Source organism: Xanthomonas prunicola, assembly GCF_025266575.1.
Taxonomy (GTDB): Bacteria; Pseudomonadota; Gammaproteobacteria; order Xanthomonadales; family Xanthomonadaceae; genus Xanthomonas; species Xanthomonas prunicola.
Genome location: NZ_CP096142.1, coordinates 264,328 through 286,881 on the forward strand (window position 1 = coordinate 264,328; position 22,554 = coordinate 286,881).

At 63.3% G+C, this 22,554-nt stretch carries 9 protein-coding genes and 1 pseudogene; all 10 read left to right on the forward strand.

Going from position 1 to position 22,554, the window contains the following annotated elements:
• Positions 1–515 precede the first annotated feature (515 nt).
• The 10 genes and pseudogenes from M0D43_RS00885 to M0D43_RS00930 all read left to right on the forward strand — a co-directional run bounded on the left by M0D43_RS00885 (position 516) and on the right by M0D43_RS00930 (position 22,497).
• Positions 516–2,789: a methyl-accepting chemotaxis protein gene (locus M0D43_RS00885; protein ID WP_260807698.1), complete on the forward strand. Its 2,274-nt coding sequence runs from the start codon at positions 516–518 to the stop codon at positions 2,787–2,789.
• Positions 2,790–3,101: 312 nt separating this feature from the next.
• Positions 3,102–3,635, forward strand: a pseudogene (locus tag M0D43_RS00890) (hypothetical protein).
• A gap of 539 nt (positions 3,636–4,174) precedes the next feature.
• The gene (locus M0D43_RS00895) at positions 4,175–5,590 is read left to right on the forward strand and encodes a methyl-accepting chemotaxis protein (RefSeq protein ID WP_260807700.1); all 1,416 of its coding nucleotides are present in this window, start codon (positions 4,175–4,177) and stop codon (positions 5,588–5,590) included.
• Positions 5,591–5,642: 52 nt separating this feature from the next.
• Entirely contained in the window at positions 5,643–8,432 is a 2,790-nt protein-coding gene (locus M0D43_RS00900; protein ID WP_260807701.1) for a methyl-accepting chemotaxis protein, read from the forward strand.
• Positions 8,433–8,782: 350 nt separating this feature from the next.
• Positions 8,783–9,544 (forward strand): transporter, encoded by a 762-nt coding sequence (locus tag M0D43_RS00905; RefSeq protein ID WP_260807702.1) that lies wholly within the window; start codon positions 8,783–8,785, stop codon positions 9,542–9,544.
• A 13-nt stretch (positions 9,545–9,557) separates the two neighbouring features.
• On the forward strand, positions 9,558–11,930 hold the full coding sequence (locus M0D43_RS00910) for a methyl-accepting chemotaxis protein (RefSeq protein ID WP_260807703.1): 2,373 nt from the start codon (positions 9,558–9,560) through the stop codon (positions 11,928–11,930).
• Between the two features lie 196 nt (positions 11,931–12,126).
• Positions 12,127–14,385 carry a methyl-accepting chemotaxis protein gene (locus tag M0D43_RS00915; protein WP_260807704.1) on the forward strand — a complete coding sequence of 753 codons (2,259 nt, stop codon included), beginning with the start codon at positions 12,127–12,129 and terminating at the stop codon, positions 14,383–14,385.
• 281 nt (positions 14,386–14,666) lie between these two features.
• Positions 14,667–16,925 (forward strand): methyl-accepting chemotaxis protein, encoded by a 2,259-nt coding sequence (locus M0D43_RS00920; protein ID WP_313905548.1) that lies wholly within the window; start codon positions 14,667–14,669, stop codon positions 16,923–16,925.
• Between the two features lie 572 nt (positions 16,926–17,497).
• Entirely contained in the window at positions 17,498–19,609 is a 2,112-nt protein-coding gene (locus M0D43_RS00925; RefSeq protein WP_260808230.1) for a methyl-accepting chemotaxis protein, read from the forward strand.
• Between the two features lie 638 nt (positions 19,610–20,247).
• Positions 20,248–22,497, forward strand: a complete 2,250-nt coding sequence (locus tag M0D43_RS00930; RefSeq protein WP_252163174.1) for a methyl-accepting chemotaxis protein — start codon at positions 20,248–20,250, stop codon at positions 22,495–22,497.
• The last annotated feature ends 57 nt before the right edge of the window (positions 22,498–22,554 follow it).

Here is a 22,554-nt window from a genome sequence, read left to right on the forward strand (position 1 = left end):
GCTATGAACCGGTTTCGTCATCTTGCTGTTGCCAGCGAGTTGGCGTTCGCGTTTTCCTGCACCGTGCCGATCACCTTGGGCCTGGGAGGGTTGCGCTTGCGTGCATGCTTCAGCGTACGCGGGCTGTCGTCGACGCCAGGGCCACGCCCATTGCAGCGCCACGCGCGCCGGTAGCCGCAGCCGCCGACGGCGATTCGACCGGGCACGCGTTTTGACCGCGACGTCTGTGTAGCACAGCCGCAAAGCGGCCAACACGCCCAAGTCCCTCCCGGCAGCGATGTCGAGGCTTGTGTTTGCGCGTGCGCGGTTGATCCACACTCGCGCGCAAGCATCGCGGCATCCATGAGAGCAGGTCACGCATCGCAGTCAGCATGCGCGCGCGATGCATAGCCACACGTGCCTTGGCGGAGTGGGACCATGAACGCAAGCATGCTGCACTGCAGCATGACACTTCAGAAATCTGCCTGGCGAACGCTACCGGTGTATCTCTTTTCCACCCTCCCCTAGAGAACACCATGACATTCCTGCACTCCCTGACCGTCGGGCGACGCCTGGCCTTGGCATTCGCGTTGCTGATCGTTTTGTTGGCCGGCTCCACCACCCTGGCGCTGTACGAATTCAAGACCGTCAAACAGCAGGTCTCGATCATCATCGAGGTCAACAACCGCAAGGCTGCGCTGCTCAACAAGATGCGCGAAAGCAATATGCTCGGCGAACGCTACCTGCGCGACTTCATGCTGGCCATCCCGCAACAACGGTCCGCCGTCGATGCCCAGCTCAAGGACAACCGCGCGCATTACGCACAACTCTGGGCCGCACTGCAGCAGCTGCCAACCAACGCCGACGGCATGCGCGCACGCCAGGCCATCCAGGACAGCCTCACCGCTGCCCGTGCCACCAACAACCGTCTGCTCGGCATGGTGCGCGATGGCGATCTCGACGGCGCCAAGCAGCTGTTGAACGGCCAGGCGCAGCCCTTGCTGGAACGCCGTTCCAAGGCGATCGACGCCGCGGTGGAATTGCAGAACCAGCAGAACGCCGCCGGTGCGGACACGATCCTGAGCAGCGTGGCGCTGGCCAATCGCGCCCTGATCGCCTTCGGTCTGTTGGCGGCCGGCCTGGCCGCTGCACTGGCGTGGCTGATTTCCCGCAGCCTGGTACGCCCGCTGAAACAGGCCACGCAGGTGGCCGAGGCGATCGCGCAGGGCAGGCTGGATAATCCGATCGGCCCGCAGCCGGGCGACGAGCCTGGCCAGTTGCTGACCAGCATGCGCGGCATGCAGGATCAGCTCAAGGCGGTGGCCGCCGCGCAGCAGGACATGGCGCGCCGGCACGACGCCGGCCAGATCAGCTTCCGCATGGATCAGGCGGCGTTTCCCGGCGAATACGGCAGCATGGTGCGCGACACCAATGCACTGGTCGCATCGCATATCGAAGTGAAGATGAAGCTGGCGCAGATCATGTCGCGCTACGCCATCGGCGACCTGAGTGAGGATATGGACCGCCTACCCGGCGAGAAGGCCGTGCTCAGCGACACCATGGATGCGGTCAAGCGCAACCTCTCGGCGATGAACGGCCAGATCCAGTTGCTCGCGCAGGCCGCCGCGCATGGCGACTTCAGCGTGCGCGGCGATACGCAGCGGTTTCAGCATGACTTTCTGGCGATGGTGGAAAGCCTCAACCAGCTGATGGCCACCGCCGATGGCAACCTCGGTGCGTTGTCCGGGGTGCTGCAGGCCATTGCCGCCGGCGACCTGACCGAGCGCATGCACGGCCAGTTCCATGGCGTGTTTGCGCAGATGCGCGACAACGCCAATGCCACCACCGAGCAGTTGTCCGGCATCGTCGGGCGTATCCAGCTGGCCACCAGCGCGATCAATACCGCTGCCGGCGAAATCGCTGCCGGCAACAACGACCTGTCGCAGCGCACCGAGCAGCAAGCGGCCAACCTGGAAGAAACCGCCGCCTCGATGGAGGAACTCACCTCCACCGTCAAGCAGAATGCCGAAGGTGCACGCCAGGCCAACCAGCTCGCCATCGGCGCCGCCAACGTGGCCTCGCAAGGTGGCGAGGTGGTCAGCAAGGTCGTCGCCACCATGGCCGATATCCAGGGCTCGTCGAAGAAGATCGCCGACATCATCAGCGTCATCGACGGCATCGCCTTCCAGACCAACATCCTGGCCTTGAACGCAGCGGTGGAAGCGGCGCGTGCCGGCGATCAGGGCCGCGGCTTTGCGGTGGTGGCCAGCGAAGTGCGCACCCTGGCACAACGCTCGGCCGGCGCAGCGAAGGAGATCAAGGAATTGATCGACGACTCGGTGAGCAAGGTCGCCGAGGGCTCGCTGCTGGTGGACCAGGCCGGCACCACCATGACCGAGATCGTGGCCAGCGTGCAGCGCGTCACCGACATCATGGGCGAGATCTCCGCTGCCTCGCAGGAGCAGTCGGCCGGCATCGAGCAGGTCAACCTCACCGTGACGCAGATGGACCAGGCGACCCAGCAGAACGCCGCGCTGGTGGAAGAAGCCACCGCCGCCGCACGTGCGATGGAAGAACAGGCCGGCCAGCTGTCTGATGCAGTGTCGATCTTCAAGGTGCAGCAGATCGCCGCCATGTCGCCTTCGGACACCGGCCCTGCTCCGCTACGCCTGGCCACCGCCAAGCCGGCCACCGCTGCGAAACGCCTCACCGTGCCCGCTGTCGCGAAACTCAAGGCCAATGCCACCACAGCACCACGCCCAGTGGTTGTCGCAGCCGGCAACGGCGATCCGAGCTGGCAGGAGTTCTAAGCGCACTGCAGCTGCATGGCCGCCGGATCTGGCGGCGAGCCCCGGCAGCGATGTCGGGGCTGTTGTTTTGTGAAGATGATGTTCCGCAGAGGCGGTTGCCGACCGCTTACGGTCGGGCTGGACGAGGCCGCGCGCATCCTCTCATCCGGTGCTGCAAACCATCTTTTGCCGCAGGAAGAAGGGAGTGTGGCCTTGCACATTCGATGCAGTCGGGACCGCCGCTGGTCGAAAGGTGATCAAGCGCAGGGTTTCGCGGCCGATACAGAAACCACTGAGGGCCGCATTGCCCGTGCTAGACCGAAGGAAATCCGCATGCACACCGCCAAGTCCAATCGCTCTGCCCGCACCATGCTGGGCTGTGTGTTCGCCGTCGGGTTGCTGGCTGCGTGCGTGTCGTTGCCGCCCTCCTTCGCCGCCCCGGCAGCACCGGTTTCGGTCCTTCTGGATAATGTGCCGGTCACGGCATTGCAGTCGCTGGCGTTGGATCTGGCACAGCTGCACGATGATCAACGTGCGCAGCTTGCCGCCACCCACGACGCGGCGCGTATCGCGGCCTATGACGAGCGTCTGGGCAATCTGCGTCAGCGGATCGCCCGGCATGCTGGCTACTTCCAGGCCACCGCGCCACAGGGCTAACAGGCACGCAAGTTCGCGCTGGTACAGCAGCAACTGGGCAAGTATCTGGCGCAGCAACGCCGGGCCAATCGTGCCCTGCACGAAGGCGACCTGCACTACGCACAAGCCTTGTCGCTGGGCGATAGCGGCGATACCCGCCATGTCTTGTGGACCGAACTGCAGAGCCTGCAGCAATCGGTCGCCAGCGTGAGCGTTGCGCAGCGCAACTGACCCGACGCAGGCAACGCAAACGTCGCCACGCAGCGACCGGGCAGTATCGCTGTCACGCGCTTCACTCCCCGCTGAGTCAACACGCCTTCTGCGGCTGAAGTAAATAACGAAACGACTGCCACGCCGGTGCCCGCCTGTCCGTGCCGGATACACCGTGCTCGATGCGCAGTGCTGCATGTGCAGCGCCTTCATCAGATGCTGAGCGCCGTCGCCATATCCGCCTGATGGATGCGTCAGGCGGATGTGAGCCACTTAAAGGTCGCGACATCGCCATGCCGCCCATGTCGCGCGCCATGGGCCAGTACGGCACAACATGCTTTCCATGCACCGCTTGGTGCGTTGGCATGCCCAGCCCGCTGCAATTGCACTGCGTACGCAACGTCCGTGCCAGCGCGTTAAGGCACGAAGGAAAAGCACGCGACTCCAGGCGTCAACACCGCCGCAAATCAGCCGCAGGCCTGTTGTGTCCGGCTCAACATTTTCGCAGTCGGGTCGCTATTCGACTTATACCGGCCACATTCCTTTGCTGGATATCTGCCATGCCGCTGAAGACCACGGTTGCAAAAACGCTGGCCAACGTGCCGCTCAAGCGCAAGTTCTTCGCCCAGACCGCCTTGGTTGCGCTGGGCATCATCGCGCTGGCCGTGATCGCCGCACGCATGCAGTACGTGGATCTCACCGATACCCGCCGCGATGGACTCAAGAGCCAGATCCAGATGGCGATTGCGGTGGTCGATAGCTATGCCGAACGCGCCGAAAAGGGCGAGATCGACGTGGAGACGGCCAAGAAGAGCGCGCTGCACACGCTGTCCACCATGCCCGCACGCGGCGGTGTGGATTACATCTACGTCACCGACCAGGCGCCGGTGATGCTGATGCACCCCACCCGCCCGGACTTGGTTGGCAAGCCGCTGAGCGACGTGCTGAGCCCGGACGGCAAGCGTGTCTTTCCGGCGTTCGTCACCGCAGCACAGGCCGGCGGCGGCTCTGTCGACTACACCTGGGCCAAACCCGGACAGAAAGACCCGGTGCAGAAAACCTCTTACGCGGCGCTGTACAAGCCGTGGGGCTGGGTGATCGGCACCGGCGTGTACCTGCGCGACACCCAATCGCAGGCGCTGGTCTTCACCAGCGTCGTTGCGATCGCGGGCGGCGCATTGGTGCTGCTCAACCTGCTGGTCGGCTGGATGATCGGCAACTCCATCCTGGAGCCGGTGTCGCGTGCCTTGGCGGTCATCAAAGGCGTGGCACGTGGCGACCTCAGCGTGCGCACCGCCGAACACGTCACCGATGAAATCGGCCAGATGCTCAAGGCCACCGACGAGATGGTGCACACCTTGGAGCGCTTCTCCGCGCAGACCAAGGTGATGGTGCACATGCATGCCGGCATCCAGACCTCGTCCAAGAAGATCACCGAGATCATCAGCGTCATCGATGGCATCGCCTTCCAGACCAACATCCTGGCGTTGAACGCAGCGATGGAGGCCGCACGCGCCGGCGAACAGGGCCGTGGCTTTGCCGTGGTCGCCTCGGAAGTGCGCACGCTGGCGCAGCGGTCTGCCAGTGCAGCGAAAGAGATCAAGCACCTCATCGACGACTCGGTCGGCAAGGCCGATCAAGGCTCGGCATTGGTGGATCAGGCCGGCAAGACCATGGCCGAGATCGTCTCTTCGGTGCAGCGCGTCACCGACATCATGAGCGAAATTTCTGCTGCCTCGCAGGAACAGTCGGCCGGTATCGCGCAGGTCAACCTCACCGTCACCCAGATGGACGAAAGCACCCAGCAGAACGCGGCGCTGGTGGAAGAAGCCACCGCAGCGGCCAATGCCATGCAGCAGCAGGCGCAACAGCTGGATGAAGCGGTGTCGAGCTTCCGGGTCGTTGCTGCTACGTCCAACCAGTTCGGCCATGCCAGCAAACGCGCACCGGCGTGGGTCGCGCTGGCCACGCACTGATCGCCTCTCTCCGCTTCGGCGGAGCTCCCCTTTTCCTTCCGCGGCCACACCAATGACTTCGCTTTCCAAACACTCACGTTTCAGCGGACGCCTGGCGTATCGCCTGATGTTCGGTACGGCGGTCATCGCGTCGCTGTGCTTCGGTTTGACCGCGGCCATCACCTATTGGCAAAGCAGCCGCGCGTTGAGCACCTCTGCGCAAGCCACGATGCAAAATGCCGCGCGCTACCAAGCAGAGCAGATCGGCAGCGAACTTGGTCAGGCGTTGACCACCGGTCAATCCTTGGCCACGACATTGCTGGTGCAACGCGCCAATGGCGGCATCAGCCGCGACAATGCCGCAGCCGTCGTGCATGACCAATTGCAGGATCACCCCGAGTGGGTGGGCATGGGCACGCTGTGGGAGCCGCAAGCGTTCGATGGCAAGGACAGCGCGTTCGCCAATGCCAAGGGCCACGATGCCACCGGCCGTTTCATGACCTACTGGGGACGCAGCGACCAGACACTGGTACGCGAGCCACTCAGCGATTACGAAACCCCCGGCCTGGGCGACTGGAATCTGAGACCGCGCGCCCTGCTGCGGCAGACCGTGGCCGAGCCCTACGATTACAAGATCGGTGGCAAGACCGTGCTGATGACCACCTTGTCCACGCCGATCCTGCAAGACGGCAAGTATCTGGGCGCGGTAACTGTGGACGTGGCACTGGCTGCGTTGCAGCAGCGCCTGGGCGCCCTGCGCCCGATGCAAGACGGTTATGTCGAACTGCTTTCGCCCGCGGGCGTGGTGCTGGCGTCGCACGACACCGCGCGCATCGGCAAGCAAATCACCGATGCCCGCCACCGCACCCTGCTGGAGGCGATCAAGGCCGGCAAAGACGCGCTGAATTTCACCCCCGATGCCGATGGCGCAGTCAGCGCCTACGTCCCGCTGCAGATTGGCAAGGCGCAGGAACGCTTCGCCCTGGGTGTGGTGGTGCCCTATGCCACGATCATGCAGCAGGCGCATCGCTTACTTTGGACCATTCTTGCCGTCGGCCTGGGCTCGGCGCTGGTGCTCAGCGTCGCGCTGTTCGCGCTCCTGCGTCGCCAGGTGGTGCAGCCGCTGGAGGCCGCCGCGCACGTGGCCGATGCGATCGCCTCGGGCAAGCTCGACAACCAGATCACGGTGCAGCGCCAGGACGAAGTGGGCCGCCTGATGGGCGCCATGCAACGCATGCAGAACGACTTGCGCGAACGCATCGAGCGCGATGCGCAGGTCGCCAACGAAAACCTGCGTATCCGCACCGCGCTGGAACACTCGGAAATGGAACTGTTGCTGGCCGACGAACAGCACAACGCCGTGTTCATCACCGAAGCGCTGCACACCTCATTCAAGCGGGGCGAGTCTGCCTTCCATGCCAAGGGCCAGACCGGGTTCAGTGCAGATGCGGTGGTCGGCAAGCCAATGGAATATGTGTTCGGTAACGACAGTGAAGGCACGGCGCGTACGCAACGTCTGCGCCAGCTGCAGTCCACCACCATGGAGCGCTATCGCTTCGGGCCGGTGACGCTGGATCTGACCATGACCCCGCTGTATGCCCCCGATGGCCACCGTAGCGGCAGCATGCTGCTGTGGCGCAATATCAGCGCCGAAGTCAGTACGCAGCAGGAAGTGGCCGAGCTGGTGCAGTCCGCCTTGATGGGCGACTTCGGCCAGCGCCTGGCATTGGAAGACAAGCAGGGGTTCTATCTGGAATTCGGCCGCCAGCTCAACGGCTTGCTGGAAACCACTTCGCTGAGCCTGGAACGGATTTCCAGCCTGCTCAGCGCCCTGGCTGAGGGCGACCTCACCGTGCGCATGGACGGCGACTTCCAGGGCGTGTTCGCGCGCATGCGCGACGATGCCAACGCCACCGTGGCGCAGCTCACCGGGATTGTCTCCGGCATCCAGACCTCGGCCACGCAGATCAGCGCAGCCGCCAGCGAAATCGCTGCGGGCAACAACGATCTCTCCCAGCGCACCGAACAACAGGCAGCCAATCTGGAAGAAACCGCGGCATCCATGGAGGAACTCACCTCCACCGTCAAACAAAATGCCGAGCACGCGCGCCAGGCAAACCAGCTGGCTATCGGCGCGGCCGACGTTGCATCGCATGGCGGTTCGGTAGTCGCACAGGTGGTGACCACCATGTCCGGCATCCAGACCTCGTCCACGAAGATTGCCGAGATCATCTCTGTCATCGACGGCATCGCGTTCCAGACCAATATCCTGGCGCTGAACGCGGCAGTGGAAGCGGCGCGTGCGGGTGAACAAGGCCGCGGATTCGCCGTGGTCGCATCGGAAGTGCGCATGCTGGCGCAGCGTTCGGCTGGTGCCGCAAAAGAGATCAAACACCTGATCGACGATTCGGTGAGCAAGGTGGCGCAGGGGTCGTCACTGGTGCATCAGGCCGGCACTACCATGCGTGAGATCGTGGCCAGCGTGCAGCGCGTGACCGACATCATGGGCGAGATTTCCTCCGCTTCGCAGGAACAATACAGCGGCATCGAGCAGGTCAACCTCACTGTGACGCAGATGGATGAAGCCACCCAGCAGAACGCCGCGCTGGTGGAAGAAGCCACTGCGGCCGCGCGTGCGATGGAAGAACAGGCCGGTCAGCTGACCGAGGCGGTCGCAGTCTTCAAGCTCAGCCATGCGGTCAAACCCGTGTCGGCGGCATCGACGGCCAAACCAGCGGTGCGTGCAGTGACCACCTCCAAGCACGCGCCTGCCAGCGGCAAGCGCGTGGCGACAACGTTGCGCCACTCCGCAGGCAAGTCGCCTGATACTACGGGCAACGACAGCCAGTGGCAGGATTTCTGATCGCCCTGTGCTGAGTGCGCTGCGTGATGTCCGGCATGTCTGCACTGCATGCACGCCGGACACCGCGCCACAAGCGAGCACAAGCGCACCTGCATGACGCGCAGGGTTATTCGCCTTCCATCCCTGCATCCCCGCACGGCGCGTGATTGGCATGCTGCGCACCGCCCCGCCCCATCCGCCCGTCTGACGCGCATCAAGATTCATGCAGCGTTGCCGTTAGTGTGGATGACCTCCACTGCCTGCGCCCCACCGCACCAGCCGGTCCAGCAATGCATGTGAGCTGTTGCAGCAATGCAGCCAGACCATGCATCCGGATATTTGATTCCGCAGGTTGCCACGCAAGGGATGCCATGAAGTCATCAGTTATCGCCAGCTGTTTTGCGCTGTTGGGTGTAATCGGTCATGCCCGCGCTGAAGACCCGATCGCAACCGATCGGCCCGATTTCGTCGAATCCAGCCTCACCGTGGGCGACCGTCGCGTGCAGGTGGAAACCAGCGTTGCGTGGGAACGCGATGATGCGGTGGATGCGTATTCCACGCCGACGCTGCTGCGCTACGGCCTTGGCCCGACCTGGGAATTGCGGCTGGAAACCGATGGCTGGCAGCGCATCGACCTGCCCGGCGATGCGCAGGTCAGCGGCATGTCCGACGTCTCGCTCGGCATCAAACATCACCTGGCCAGTTCCGACGATGGCAAGACCTCGCTGGCCTGGTTGCTGCATGTGGATCTGCCCAGCGGCGCGCAAGCGTTGCGCGGCCATGGTGCGCGACCATCGTTCCGGCTGGTGGCCGAATGGGACCTCAGCGACAGCGTCTCCGCCGGCATGATGCCCGGCGTGATCTGGGACGACGACGGCCGAGGAAACCGCTACACCGCCGGCATTTTCGGCGCAGTGCTCGGCAAGGCCTGGAATGATCGCGTGCGCTCGTTCGTAGAAGTGGCGCTGCCGCAGATCGCCAAAAGCGACGACGGCGGTACCGTGGCGCTGCTCGATGTCGGCTCGGCCTGGCTGCTGAGCAACGACGTGCAACTGGACGCGGTCTACAGCCGCGGGCTCAACGATCGCTCACCGGATCACGCGCTCGGCGTGGGTCTGTCTTTCCGCTTCTGACACGGGTTGCACCATGAAAATCATGCACATGTTGGGCATCCTGGTGCTGGTGGCCGCAGTGGCGCTGCTCGCCTTGGGCGGCGTCGGCTACAACGGCCAACGTGGTCTGCTCGATGCGATCGCCGCACAGGTCATCTCGTCCGACGCGCTGCGCAACCACATGCAGGCGGACATGATGCACGATGCGCTACGCGGCGATGTCACCGCCGCGTTGCTTGCTGCTTCTACGCAGGACGATAAAGCCATTGCGGCCGCACGCACCGCATTGGGCGAACATGCCGGCGAGTTCCGCGAATCGCTGGCAGCCAACAGCAAACTGCCGTTGGAACCTGCATTGCGCAAAGATCTGGATGCGGTGACCCCGGCACTGCAGGCCTATATCGCATCCGCCGACCAACTAGTGAAGGCAGCCGAAACCCATGCTGACAGCGCAGCGGCTTACGCTGATTTCAACGGCAATTTCGGCCAACTTGAAACCCGCATGGGTGCCATCAGCGAGCGCATCATGGCCTTGAACGAAGCCAGCCGCCGCCAGGCAGAGCAACACAGCCACCGCGTGATGTGGCAGCAAGGCGGTGCCGTCGTGCTGGCATTCGTGTGCCTGGCGCTGGCCGCCGGCTGGATCCTGCGTTCGGTGTTCGGCCTGCTTGGCGGCGAACCGCAGCTGGCCATGGCAGCCGCGCAGCACATCGCCGAAGGCCGCCTGGACCAACCGATTCCGGTCGCCGCAAAACACAGCCGCAGCCTGATGGCCGCTTTGGCGCGCATGCAGCGCGACCTACGCGAGCGCCTGGAACACGAACGCAGCATCGCTGCCGAAAACCTGCGGATCCGCACCGCACTGGATAACGCCTCCACCGGCATGTACATCGCCGACCCGGACCTCACCATCATCTACATCAATAGCGCGCTGCAGAACTTGCTGCACACCTATGCAGACGATATCCATGCCTGCGCACCCGCGTTCAATCGCACATCCAATCTGGTCGGCCAACCGGTCTCGCTGCTGGAAGTAGGCAACGCACAGGACGCCGAGATCTATCAGCGCCTGGATCGCCAGGGTGCAGCCCAACGCGAGGTGCACTACCGCGCCACCTGCATCAGCCAAAACGTCTCGGCAATTCGCGACGATGCCGGTGCGCACCTGGGTTTTGTCTGCGAATGGCGCGACCGCACCGCCGAGGCGCGCGTCGAAATCGACGTGGCCGACGTGGTGCGCAGCGCGGCTGCCGGCGATCTCTCCAAGCGCATCGATAGCGCCGGAAAACAAGGGTTTTTCCTGCAGCTGGCACAGCAGCTCAATGCCCTGCTCGATGCCAACGCGGTCAGCATCGCCGAAGTCTCGCGCCTGCTCAGCGCACTGGCCGACGGCGACTTGAGTGCGCGGATGCAGGGCGATTTCCATGGTGTTTTCGCCACGATGCGCGACGACGCCAACACCACCGCCGAGCAACTGGCGCAGGTGATCGGGCGCATCCAGCAAGCCGCCGGCAGCATCCACACTGCCTCCAGCGAAATTGCCGCCGGTAACAACGACTTGTCGCAACGCACCGAGCAGCAGGCCGCCAATCTGGAAGAAACCGCCGCGTCGATGGAAGAACTCACCTCCACCGTCAAGCAGAATGCCGAAAGCGCCCGCCAGGCCAATCAGTTGGCAATCGGTGCGGCCGGTGTGGCATCGCAGGGCGGCGCGGTGGTGGCGCAAGTGGTCACCACCATGTCCGGCATCGAAGTCTCCTCGAAGAAGATCGCCGAGATCATTTCCGTCATCGACGGCATCGCGTTCCAGACCAATATTCTGGCCTTGAATGCGGCAGTGGAAGCGGCCCGCGCCGGCGAACAAGGCCGTGGTTTTGCGGTTGTCGCCTCGGAAGTGCGCACGCTGGCGCAGCGTTCGGCCGGTGCCGCGAAAGAGATCAAACATCTGATCGACGATTCGGTCAGCAAGGTCACCGAGGGCTCGCAGCTGGTACATCAGGCCGGCACCACCATGGCCGATATCGTGGCCAGTGTGCAGCGCGTGACCGACATCATGGGCGAGATCGCGGCCGCTTCGCAGGAACAGTCATCAGGGATCGAGCAGGTCAACCTCACCATCACCCAGATGGATGAAGCCACCCAGCAAAACGCCGCATTGGTGGAAGAAGCCACCGCCGCGGCGCGCACCATGGAAGACCAGGCCAGCCAGCTGGCGCAAGCGGTGTCGCGCTTTACCCTGGCCGATGCGCCGCGTTCGCTGGGTGCACCGCCTGCCGTTAAAAAGCAGACCATCGCTGCAGTTAACCGGACAAGCAAGACCGGCACGCGTGCACCGGCTGCACGCAAGCCGGCAGTGAGTACGCCGGCGGTGACCGTCGGCAATGACAGCCAGTGGCAGGACTTCTGAGCAAACCTGTGCGGCAATGCGCCCCGTATCTGGCGCAGTGGCACATTCGCATAGCCGCTATAACCGTTGAAACAGCGGTTCGGCCGCCATCGGCGGGATCATTTCCGATGACACCAATACTTCATAACTAAAGAATCAGGCGTACCGGCCGCTAGCTTGCTGGATAACGCCGCTAAGCAATGCTTCGGAGCAAATGATGAACAAGTTCAACGACTGGCCGATCCGCCGCAAACTGATGTTTGCCTTCTGCCTGAGTGCCGTGCTCACCGCATTACTGGGCGGCCTGGGTTTTTCGCGCATGAAGCAGATGCAGAGCGAAACCACCCTGATCAATCAGGACGTGGTGCCGGTGTTGAGCCGCCTGTCCGAACTGCGTGGCTTCGCTGGCGAATTCCGTGTGTATGAGGTGGGCCAGTTCGTCAATCTCGAGGACCCGGAACGCTATGCGTATTTCTTCAAGCGCATGGATGAAATCCAGGCCAAGTACGCCCAAACCCAAAAGCAGCTCGATGCCAAGATCGGCCCGGCCTCGCCGTTGAAGGCCGAGTACGCCAAGCTGACCGATGCCAGCGCCCGTTATTTCGCGGCCAACCAGCAGCTGCGCAAACTCTATGCAGAACCTGACCGCGCCGCCGCGATGGAGTTCTCACGCAAGCAATCGGGCGAGATCCGCAAGGAATTGTTCGCCTCGGTCGACAAGCTGTATGCACAGCAGTCCAAAGCGCTCGGCGACATGGTTACTGCCAGCGCAGCCTCGTTCAGGCTGACCAGCGCCGTGCTGCTGATCGGCACCTTGCTGATGGCCGCCCTGTCGGTCACGTTTGGTTGGTTGATCGCGCGCAGCATCACCTCCCCGCTCTCCAAGGCGCTAGGCGCCATCCAGGCGGTGTCGCGCGGCGATCTGAGCGTGCAGGTCGGCAAGACCAGCAAGGATGAAATCGGCCAGATGCTGGATGCCACCGGTGGCATGACCCAGATGCTGCGCCGCTTCACCGACGAAACCGCGCGCATGTCGCACCTGCATGCTGCCGAAGACATCACCCACCGCATGCCGGAAGATTTCCCAGGCGTGTACGGCACGCTGGCCGGTGGCATCAACACGATGATCTTCGAGCATCTGGATGCCATCACCGATGCGGTGCGTATCCTCAATCAGTACGCACAGGGCGACCTGACTCAGGACGCACGCCGTCTGCCGGCCAGCCGCGCGATCCTGCACGAGGCGATGGACGCGGCCAAAGCCAGCCTGTTGTCGATCAACACCGAGATCAAGCAACTCGCACAAGCTGCCGCCGCTGGCGATTTCAGCGCACGCGGCGACGCGACCCGCTTCAAGTACGACTTTGCAGTGATGGTGTCGGATCTGAATTCGATGATGGAAGTCAGCGACCGCAACCTGGGCAAGCTGTCGCAGCTGCTCGGCGCCGTGGCCGAGGGCGACCTCACCGCACGCATGGATGGGCAATTCCACGGCGTGTTCGCACGTCTGCGCGACGACGCCAACGCCACCACCCAGCGTCTGACCGACATCGTGGGCCGCATCAAGCATTCCACTCTGGCGATCAACACGGCTGCGGGCGAAATTGCGGCCGGCAACAACGACCTGTCGCAACGCACCGAGCAGCAGGCCGCCAATCTGGAAGAAACCGCTGCCTCGATGGAAGAGCTCACCTCCACCGTCAAGCAGAACGCCGAACACGCCCGCCAGGCGAACCAGCTCGCGATCGGCGCAGCGGGTGTCGCCTCGCACGGCGGCAACGTGGTTGGCCAGGTGGTCACGACCATGTCCGGTATCGAGACCTCGTCCAAGAAGATTGCCGAGATCATCAGCGTCATCGACGGCATCGCGTTCCAGACCAACATCCTGGCCTTGAACGCAGCGGTGGAAGCGGCGCGTGCTGGCGAACAAGGCCGCGGCTTTGCCGTGGTGGCCTCGGAAGTACGCACCCTGGCGCAGCGGTCGGCCGGCGCAGCAAAAGAGATCAAGGGCCTGATCGACGACTCGGTGAGCAAGGTGGCCGAAGGCTCGGCGCTGGTGAATCAGGCCGGCAGCACCATGGCCGAAATCGTCTCGTCGGTGCAGCGCGTCACCGACATCATGAGCGAAATTTCTGCCGCCTCGCAGGAACAGTCTGCTGGTATCGAGCAGGTCAACCAGACCGTCACCCACATGGACGAAGCCACCCAGCAGAACGCCGCATTGGTGGAAGAAGCCACCGCCGCCGCACGCTCGATGGAAGAGCAGGCCCAACAGCTCACCGAAGCGGTGGCATTGTTCCGTCTGTCGGCCGAACTGGAAGCGGTGACCCGTGCCACGCCAGTGATGCGCCACATCGCCGCCAAGCGCCCGGTTGCGGACAGCAAGCCTGTTGCCAAGCCCCCCGTCGCACGCCCGGCGGTCCGCGCCGCGGCGGCCGTGGCACCGTCCAGCGAATCCGATTGGGCTGAGTTCTGACGCAAGTCCTCGAATCGCGACATCGACGCCCCAAAGGCCGCGCTACTCAGGTAGCGCGGCCTTTTTCTTGCCGTGCAGCGGCAGTAGTGCGGTTCAAAAGTGAAAACACGCACTCACGCGCGCACTTTCTTTGTCAATCCTTGTCACATATGCATTTTTCTGACAAGAGGTATTCAGTGGATGCATGGACTGCCGCTAATTAAACCGGCGGCAGTCTCTGTCACTCGTCGGCATCACATCTACCTCATCCACATCACCGCTCAGGCAGCAAGGAACCCAAAATGAACGCTTTTCTGCAGCGCTATAACGTCGGCCCGAGGCTGGCCGTAGCTTTCGCTGTTCTGATTGTTCTATCCGCAACCATCGCCTTCATTGGCTACCGCGGCCTCAGCTCAGCGCGCACCTTGGTGGATGCTCTAGTCAGCCAGAACATGACGAAGATCCGCCTCTCCAATGACATGATCAACGCGAACTACGTCATTGCCGCGGAAGTCCGCAACGTGGTGCTTCCGACTAGCGATGAGGAAAATCGCAAGTTCATAAAGAATGTGCAGGCTGCGCGTGCCGAGTATGCAAAGGCACGCGATGCGCTCTATGCCATGCCCGCATCACCTGCCGGAAAGCAAATCCGCGATGAGATCGACCGCCGCCGGGCGGTCGTAAGGGGGCTCAACGACAAGGTCATCGATTTGGTGACGACCGGCCATACCGATGAGGCCCTGCCCCTGCTGCTGAATGAAGCAGCGCCCGCCATGCAGCAGTGGCAGGACAAGATCGCCGAGAACATCGCGTTACAAGACAAGCTGGCTGAGGAAGCTTCGGCGGCAGCGTTGCAATCGATGGATCGGTCGCGCCAGCTGTTGATCGCCGGAACGGTACTAGCGCTGTTGCTGAGCGGCACACTTGGCCTGCTGATCACCCGCAGCCTCACCCAGCCGTTGAGCCGCGCCACCCGCGCTGCCGAAGCCATTGCCCAGGGCAAGTTGGACAACGACGTCAGCACGCAGTCCAACGACGAAACCGGCCGGCTGTTGCACGCCATGGATGGCATGCAGGGCCAGCTGCGTAATCTGATTTCCGCACAGCTGGGCATGGCCAAGCGCCATGAAGAAGGCCAGATCAGCTTCCGCATGGATGCTGGCGCGTTCCCCGGCGATTTCGGCCGCATGGCCCATGACACCAACGAGCTGGTGGCCGCGCACATCAAGGTCAAGATGCAGACCATCCACCTGATCGAGCGTTACGCCATCGGCGACCTGTCCGAAGACATGCCGCAACTGCCCGGCGAAAAAGCCGCCATCACCGCGGCGATGAACCAGGTCAAGCACAACCTGGCGACGATGAACAGCGAGATCAAGCAGCTGGCGCAGGCCGCGGCCAAGGGCGACTTCAGCGCCCGCGGCGATGCCGAGCAGTTCCAGTTCGATTTCCGCATCATGGTGGAAAGCCTCAACACCTTGATGGCCACCGCCGATGGCAATCTGCAGTCGCTCTCCAGCCTGTTGCAGTCGATCGCTGCCGGCGACCTCACCGCCCGCATGACCGGCGACTTCCACGGCGTGTTTGCGCAGATGCGCGACGATGCCAATGCCACCGCCACCCAGCTGGCCGAGATCGTCAGTGGCATCAAGGCCTCGGCCACGTCCATCAGGGGTGCAGCCAGCGAAATTGCCGCAGGCAATCAGGATCTGTCGCAACGTACCGAACAGCAGGCCGCCAATCTGGAAGAAACCGCCGCGTCGATGGAAGAGCTCACCTCCACCGTCAAGCAGAACGCCGAAAGCGCACGCCAGGCTAACCAGCTCGCCATCGGTGCGGCTGGCGTGGCCTCGCAGGGCGGCGCCATCGTCAGCAAGGTGGTCGACACCATGAGCGGAATCGAGGCCTCGTCCAAGAAGATCGCCGACATCATCAGCGTCATCGATGGCATCGCATTCCAGACGAATATTTTGGCCTTGAACGCAGCGGTGGAAGCCGCGCGTGCCGGCGAACAGGGCCGCGGCTTTGCGGTGGTGGCCTCGGAAGTGCGTACCCTGGCGCAGCGCTCCTCGGGTGCTGCCAAGGAGATCAAGGACCTCATCGACGACTCGGTGCACCGCGTGACCGAAGGCTCGGTGCTGGTGCACAGCGCCGGCACCACCATGGGGGAGATCGTGGCCAGCGTGCAGCGCGTCACCGACATCATGGGCGAGATCTCCGCCGCCTCGCAGGAACAGTCGGCCGGCATCGAACAGGTCAACCAGACCGTCACCCAGATGGACGAAACCACACAACAGAACGCGGCGCTGGTGGAAGAAGCCACGGCTGCTGCACGTGCGATGGAAGAACAGGCCCAGCAACTCACCGAAGCGGTGGCACTGTTCCGCCTGTCGAACGACGTGCAAACGGCCACCCGCGCCGCGCCGGTGGTACGCCAGATCGCTGCCAAGCGCCCGGCTGTGGCGAGCAAGCCTGCCGCCAAGCCGCATGTCGCACGTCCGCCGGCGCGCTCCACTGTCGCCTCGGTGGCCTCCAACGAGTCCAATTGGGCCGAGTTCTAGCACTGGTCACGGCGACTGCACAGACACACCGCGTTCGGTAGCGAACGCGGTTTTTTTATGTCCCTATGTTTTGGCTCACGGTGCAACGCCACACGACGACGACAGGGCGCCGGTACTGGGGACGCGCCGACAGCATCTGCTCGTCCGCCAGGGGAGCCTGTTTTGACGTCGAGTTCGGCCTTCGCTGAACGGCCGCAGATACGTCACGCGCCGGTCGCTGCTGCAGTCGGCGCGGGCCGGGGTCACAACCCTAAATGGCGTCGAAATCGCGTGATTATTTCGTGACGGCACCCTTCAGTACTGGGTGACACCGCCGCTAGCTATGTCAGCGATGAGGTATGCACGCGAGCGAGAGAACACCTCACCGCACGATGCCTACCGCACGGCCGATCCGGGAGTGCCGAATGGATGGCTCTCACTACACATTTTGTTACCAGCTCAAGGTGCATTCGATGAAACAGCTAAGTCTTTCGACACAACTGGCACTGGGCTTCAGCGCAGTTGTTCTTGTGCTCTTGATCGTTGCAACAGTGGGGATACGCGGGCAATCCGAGCTGTCGGACGCCGTGGCCATGAACGACCACACCTATCAGGTCATCGCCACCGGCCGCGCCATGTCCATCGCCACGGTCAATGTCGAGACCGGCGCACGCGGCTTTTTGCTGTCCGGGCAGGAAACCCATCTCGCCCCATACAACAACGGCAAGGTGCAGTTCGAAAAAGAATTCACCCACGCCAAGACATTGACAGCCGACAACCCAGTGCAGCAGGAACGCCTGCAGCGCCTGCATGCTGCGTATGACCAATTCATGGGCTTTGAAGACAAGTTGATCGCGCTGCGTGGCAAAAGCAGCGACGCCGAACTATCTGCACTGCTCACCCAGTTCAGAGCCGGTCATGAACGTACGGCGATGGGGCAGATTCGTCAGCTGCTGGTCGACTTCGAAGGGCAGGAAAACGAACTCCTGGTCAAGCGCAGCGCGACATTGCAGGCTGCAAAGAACAGTAGCCGTTGGTCGATGATCATCGGCAGCGGCATCGCCGTGCTGGCGGCGCTGGTCAGCGGTTGGTTGATCCGCCGTCGCCTGATCAATCGCCTGGGCACCGCTTCGCACGTGGCCGATTCGATTGCGGCCGGCAACGTGTCCATTAGCGTGGACAGCAGCGGCACCGACGAAACTGGCCGCCTGCTCGCCAGCATGAGCAAGATGCAGCAGCAGTTGCAGAAGGTGCTGCATGGCCAGCTGGAAATGAAGCGCCGGCACGATCAGGGCGAGTTGAACTTCCGTCTGGACGAGACAGCGTTTCCTGGCGACTTCGCAACCATCGTGCGCGGCAACAACGACCTGGCCGCCTCACACGTTGCAGTGATGATGCGGTTGTCACAGATCATGGGCCAGTACGCTATCGGCGACCTACACGAAGACATGGAAGCCCTACCCGGCGACAAGGCCGTGCTCAGCGATACCATGGCCAAGGTCAAGGACAACCTGTCCTCGGTCAATCGCGAAATCAAGCATCTCTCGCAATGCGCTGCCAATGGCGACTTCAGCGCCCGCGGCGATGCCGAAAACTTCCAGCACGACTTCCGCGTGATGGTGGAAAGCCTCAACACCTTGATGGCCACCGCCGATGGCAATCTGCAGTCGCTCTCGGGCCTATTGCAGTCCATCGCTGCCGGCGACCTCACCGCACGCATGAGCGGCGAATTCCACGGCGTGTTTGCGCAGATGCGTGACGATGCCAATTCCACCGCCACGCAGCTGGCCGAGATCGTCACCGGCATCAAGCAGTCGGCCGTGTCGATCAAGGGCGCTGCCAGCGAGATCGCCGCCGGCAATAACGACCTGTCGCAGCGTACCGAACAGCAGGCTGCCAGCCTGGAAGAAACCGCTGCCTCGATGGAAGAACTCACCTCTACCGTCAAGCAGAATGCCGAAAGCGCACGCCAGGCCAATCAGCTCGCCATCGGCGCCGCCAAGGTGGCCTCGCAGGGCGGCGAGATCGTCAGCAAGGTGGTCCAGACGATGAGCGGGATCGAGGCCTCGTCCAAGAAGATCGCCGACATCATCTCGGTCATCGACGGCATCGCGTTCCAGACCAACATCCTGGCCTTGAACGCGGCGGTGGAAGCCGCACGTGCCGGCGAACAGGGGCGCGGCTTTGCCGTGGTCGCCTCGGAAGTGCGCACCCTGGCGCAGCGCTCTTCGGGCGCCGCCAAGGAGATCAAGGACCTCATCGACGACTCGGTGCAGCGCGTGACTGACGGCTCCGTGCTGGTGCACAGCGCCGGCACCACCATGGGCGAGATCGTGGCCAGCGTGCAGCGCGTGACCGACATCATGGGCGAGATCTCCGCCGCCTCGCAGGAACAATCGGCCGGCATCGAACAGGTCAATCAGACTGTCACCCAGATGGACGAAACCACCCAGCAGAACGCCGCGCTGGTGGAAGAAGCCACTGCCGCCGCACGCTCGCTGGAAGAACAGGCGGTTGGATTGACCGAGGCAGTGGCGGTCTTCAAGACCGAGCACGGCACCACCAGCAACGTTCGCACTGCCCACGTCGTCAAGGCGGCGCCGGCCGTGCGCGCCAAGCTGAGCACCGTCGGCGGCACCGCTGCAGCCAAGCCACGCGCGATCGCTGCATCCACGACCGCCGAGACCAGCTGGCAGGAGTTCTGACGGGCAAGGATCGGCATCGGTGGGCCAAGGCCTACCGATGCCAACTGCGCCAGGCGTCAGCTTCACGGACAACAGCGTTTTGGAATACCGCCGGGCCCGATCGAACGTCTGCAGTCTGCAGACGGTCGATCGGGCCCGCTTTGCATTGATCGACCCAACCGGCAACGCACCGCATGCCGGTCGCAGCCTGGCTGACGTTGACTCGCCACCAGAGAACTCGCCCGCCGGCCGATGCAGCAGGCGCTTATCGCTAGCCAGTCCCTTTTCGATCAATCACTTACCAACACGTACGTGGAGCGCCTGCTGCAAAGCAGCGCCGGGTATCAAGCGCCCTTACCTGCACACGCCGCTCCATGGTCCCCGGTAGCACCACACGCCCTGGCCTGCATCCGTCGGGAGACGCGCGTCCAATCCGTGAACGATGCCAGCTATAACTAAAGCTAAATGGCGAGCTCAAGTATAGGACCGGGTCGCCGTTACCTGCCCTGCAATCCGGACGGTGCCGACACTCACTATCAGCGCCAGCGATAGACGTCGTGGGTCCCGTCCCGAGATTGCAGCGGGTGCCGACCGTGATCGCGAGGCCGCCGACGTTGCACCGGATCGCCTCCTTATCACCCCACCTGGCAGGTACTTTCATGATCGGTTTTCTTCAACGCTACAACGTCGGCACCCGCCTTTCGGCCGCGTTCGGCTTCCTGATTCTGCTGTCCTGCGGCCTGGTGGTCGCTGGCCTGACGACCCTGACACAAGCGCGTGGGCACATGGACTCGATCGTCAAGCACAATATGGCGATCCTCGAATATGTCGGCGAGATGCGCAGCGCCAGTGCAGACATTGCGATCAATGTTCGCAATATCGTCCTGCCAACCACGCAGGAAGAAAACCTCGGTTTTGCCAAGGTGATCGAGGAACAGCGGCAGCACTACAACCAAAACCGCGACAAGCTCTACGCACGCCCGCCGTCCAACGCCGCCGGTGCGCAGATGCGCCGGCAGATTGATACTGCGCGCGAAAAAGCCCGTATCGCCAATCAGCAGGTGATGGACCTGGGCTTGAACTACAAGCCCGATGAGGCGCTCAAGGTGTTGATGCAGCAGGCAGCACCGGCGAACCAACAATGGCAGGCCGCACTCGATGCGTACGCTGCGCGCCAGCGCACCCGTGGTGCAGCTGCCTATGCAGACGCGAATAGCGCGATGGATCATGGCCGGGCGTTGCTGATCGCCGGCGGCATTGCGGTGATTTTGGTCAGTGGCCTGCTGGCCTGGCTGATCACGCGCAGCCTGATCCAGCCCTTGAACCGCGCCACCCGTGCCGCCGAAGCCATCGCCGATGGCCGCCTGGACAGCAACGTGTACACCACCGCAACCGACGAGCCCGGACGCTTGCTCAGCGCCATGGCCAAGATGCAGACGCAGTTGCAGCGTTTCTCCAGCGAAACCACGCGGATGATCGAGCTGCACGCCGACAAGGACGTGACGCACCGCATGCCGCAGGACTTCCCTGGCGTCTACGGCGACCTGAGCAAGGGCATCAACACCATGATGTTCGAGCACCTGGACGCCATCGTCGATGCGATCGAAGTACTCAACGAATACGCCCGCGGCGATCTGCGCCGCGACGCACGGCGCCTGCCGGGTAGCCGCGCGGTGCTGCACCAGTCGATGGACGCAGCCAAGGCCAGCCTGCTGGCGATCAATACCGAGATCAAGCGACTGGCCAGCGCGGCTGCGGCCGGCGACTTCAGCGCACGCAGCGACGCGCAGCGGTTCGAGCACGATTTCCTGCACATGGTGCAGGATCTCAACGCAATGATGGAAGTCAGCGACACCAGCCTGAGCAAATTGTCGGCGCTGTTGCAGTCGATCGCCGCCGGGGATCTCACTGCGCGCATGCACGGTCAATTCCACGGCGTGTTCGCCAAGATGCGCGACGACGCCAATGCCACCACCGAACAGCTCACGCGCATCGTCGTGCGGATTCAGAGCGTGGCGAGCAACATCAGCGCAGCCACCGGCGAAATCGCCGCCGGCAACCAGGATCTGTCTCAGCGTACCGAACAACAGGCCGCCAACCTGGAAGAAACCGCTGCCTCGATGGAAGAGCTCACCTCCACCGTCAAGCAGAATGCCGAAAGCGCACGCCAGGCCAACCAGCTCGCCATCGGCGCGGCCAACGTGGCCTCGCAGGGCGGCGAGATCGCCAGCAAGGTGGTCGACACCATGAGCGGGATCGAATCTTCGTCCAAGAAGATCGCCGACATCATCAGCGTCATCGATGGCATCGCCTTCCAGACCAATATCCTGGCGTTGAATGCCGCAGTGGAAGCAGCACGCGCCGGCGAACAGGGCCGTGGCTTTGCCGTGGTCGCCTCGGAAGTGCGCACCCTGGCACAGCGGTCGGCCGGTGCCGCCAAGGAGATCAAGGACCTGATCGACGACTCGGTGCAACGCGTGGCCGAAGGCTCGCTGCTGGTACATAGCGCCGGCACCACCATGGCCGAAATCGTCGCCAGCGTGCAGCGCGTGACCGACATCATGGGCGAGATCTCCGCCGCCTCGCAGGAGCAGTCCTCGGGCATCGAACAGGTCAGCCAGACGGTGACCCAGATGGACGAAACCACCCAGCAGAATGCGGCGTTGGTGGAAGAAGCCACGGCTGCCGCACGCGCACTGGAAGAACAGGCGGTCGGATTGACCGAGGCAGTGGCGGTCTTCAAGACAGATGGCAACGATGCAGCGCCTGTCTCGCGGGTGGCACCTGCACGCCCGGCAGTGACGCCCGCGCTCAAGGCGACCGTCGTTGCGGCTGGGCGTGCCCCGGCCTCCAAGCCGCGCGGCGTGGTCGCCGCGCCCAGCAACGACAGCAGTTGGCAGGAGTTCTGAACCGACCGACAGCAGTGACTGAACCGAACTGGTCGGCCGCAATGCCGAGCAACTAAA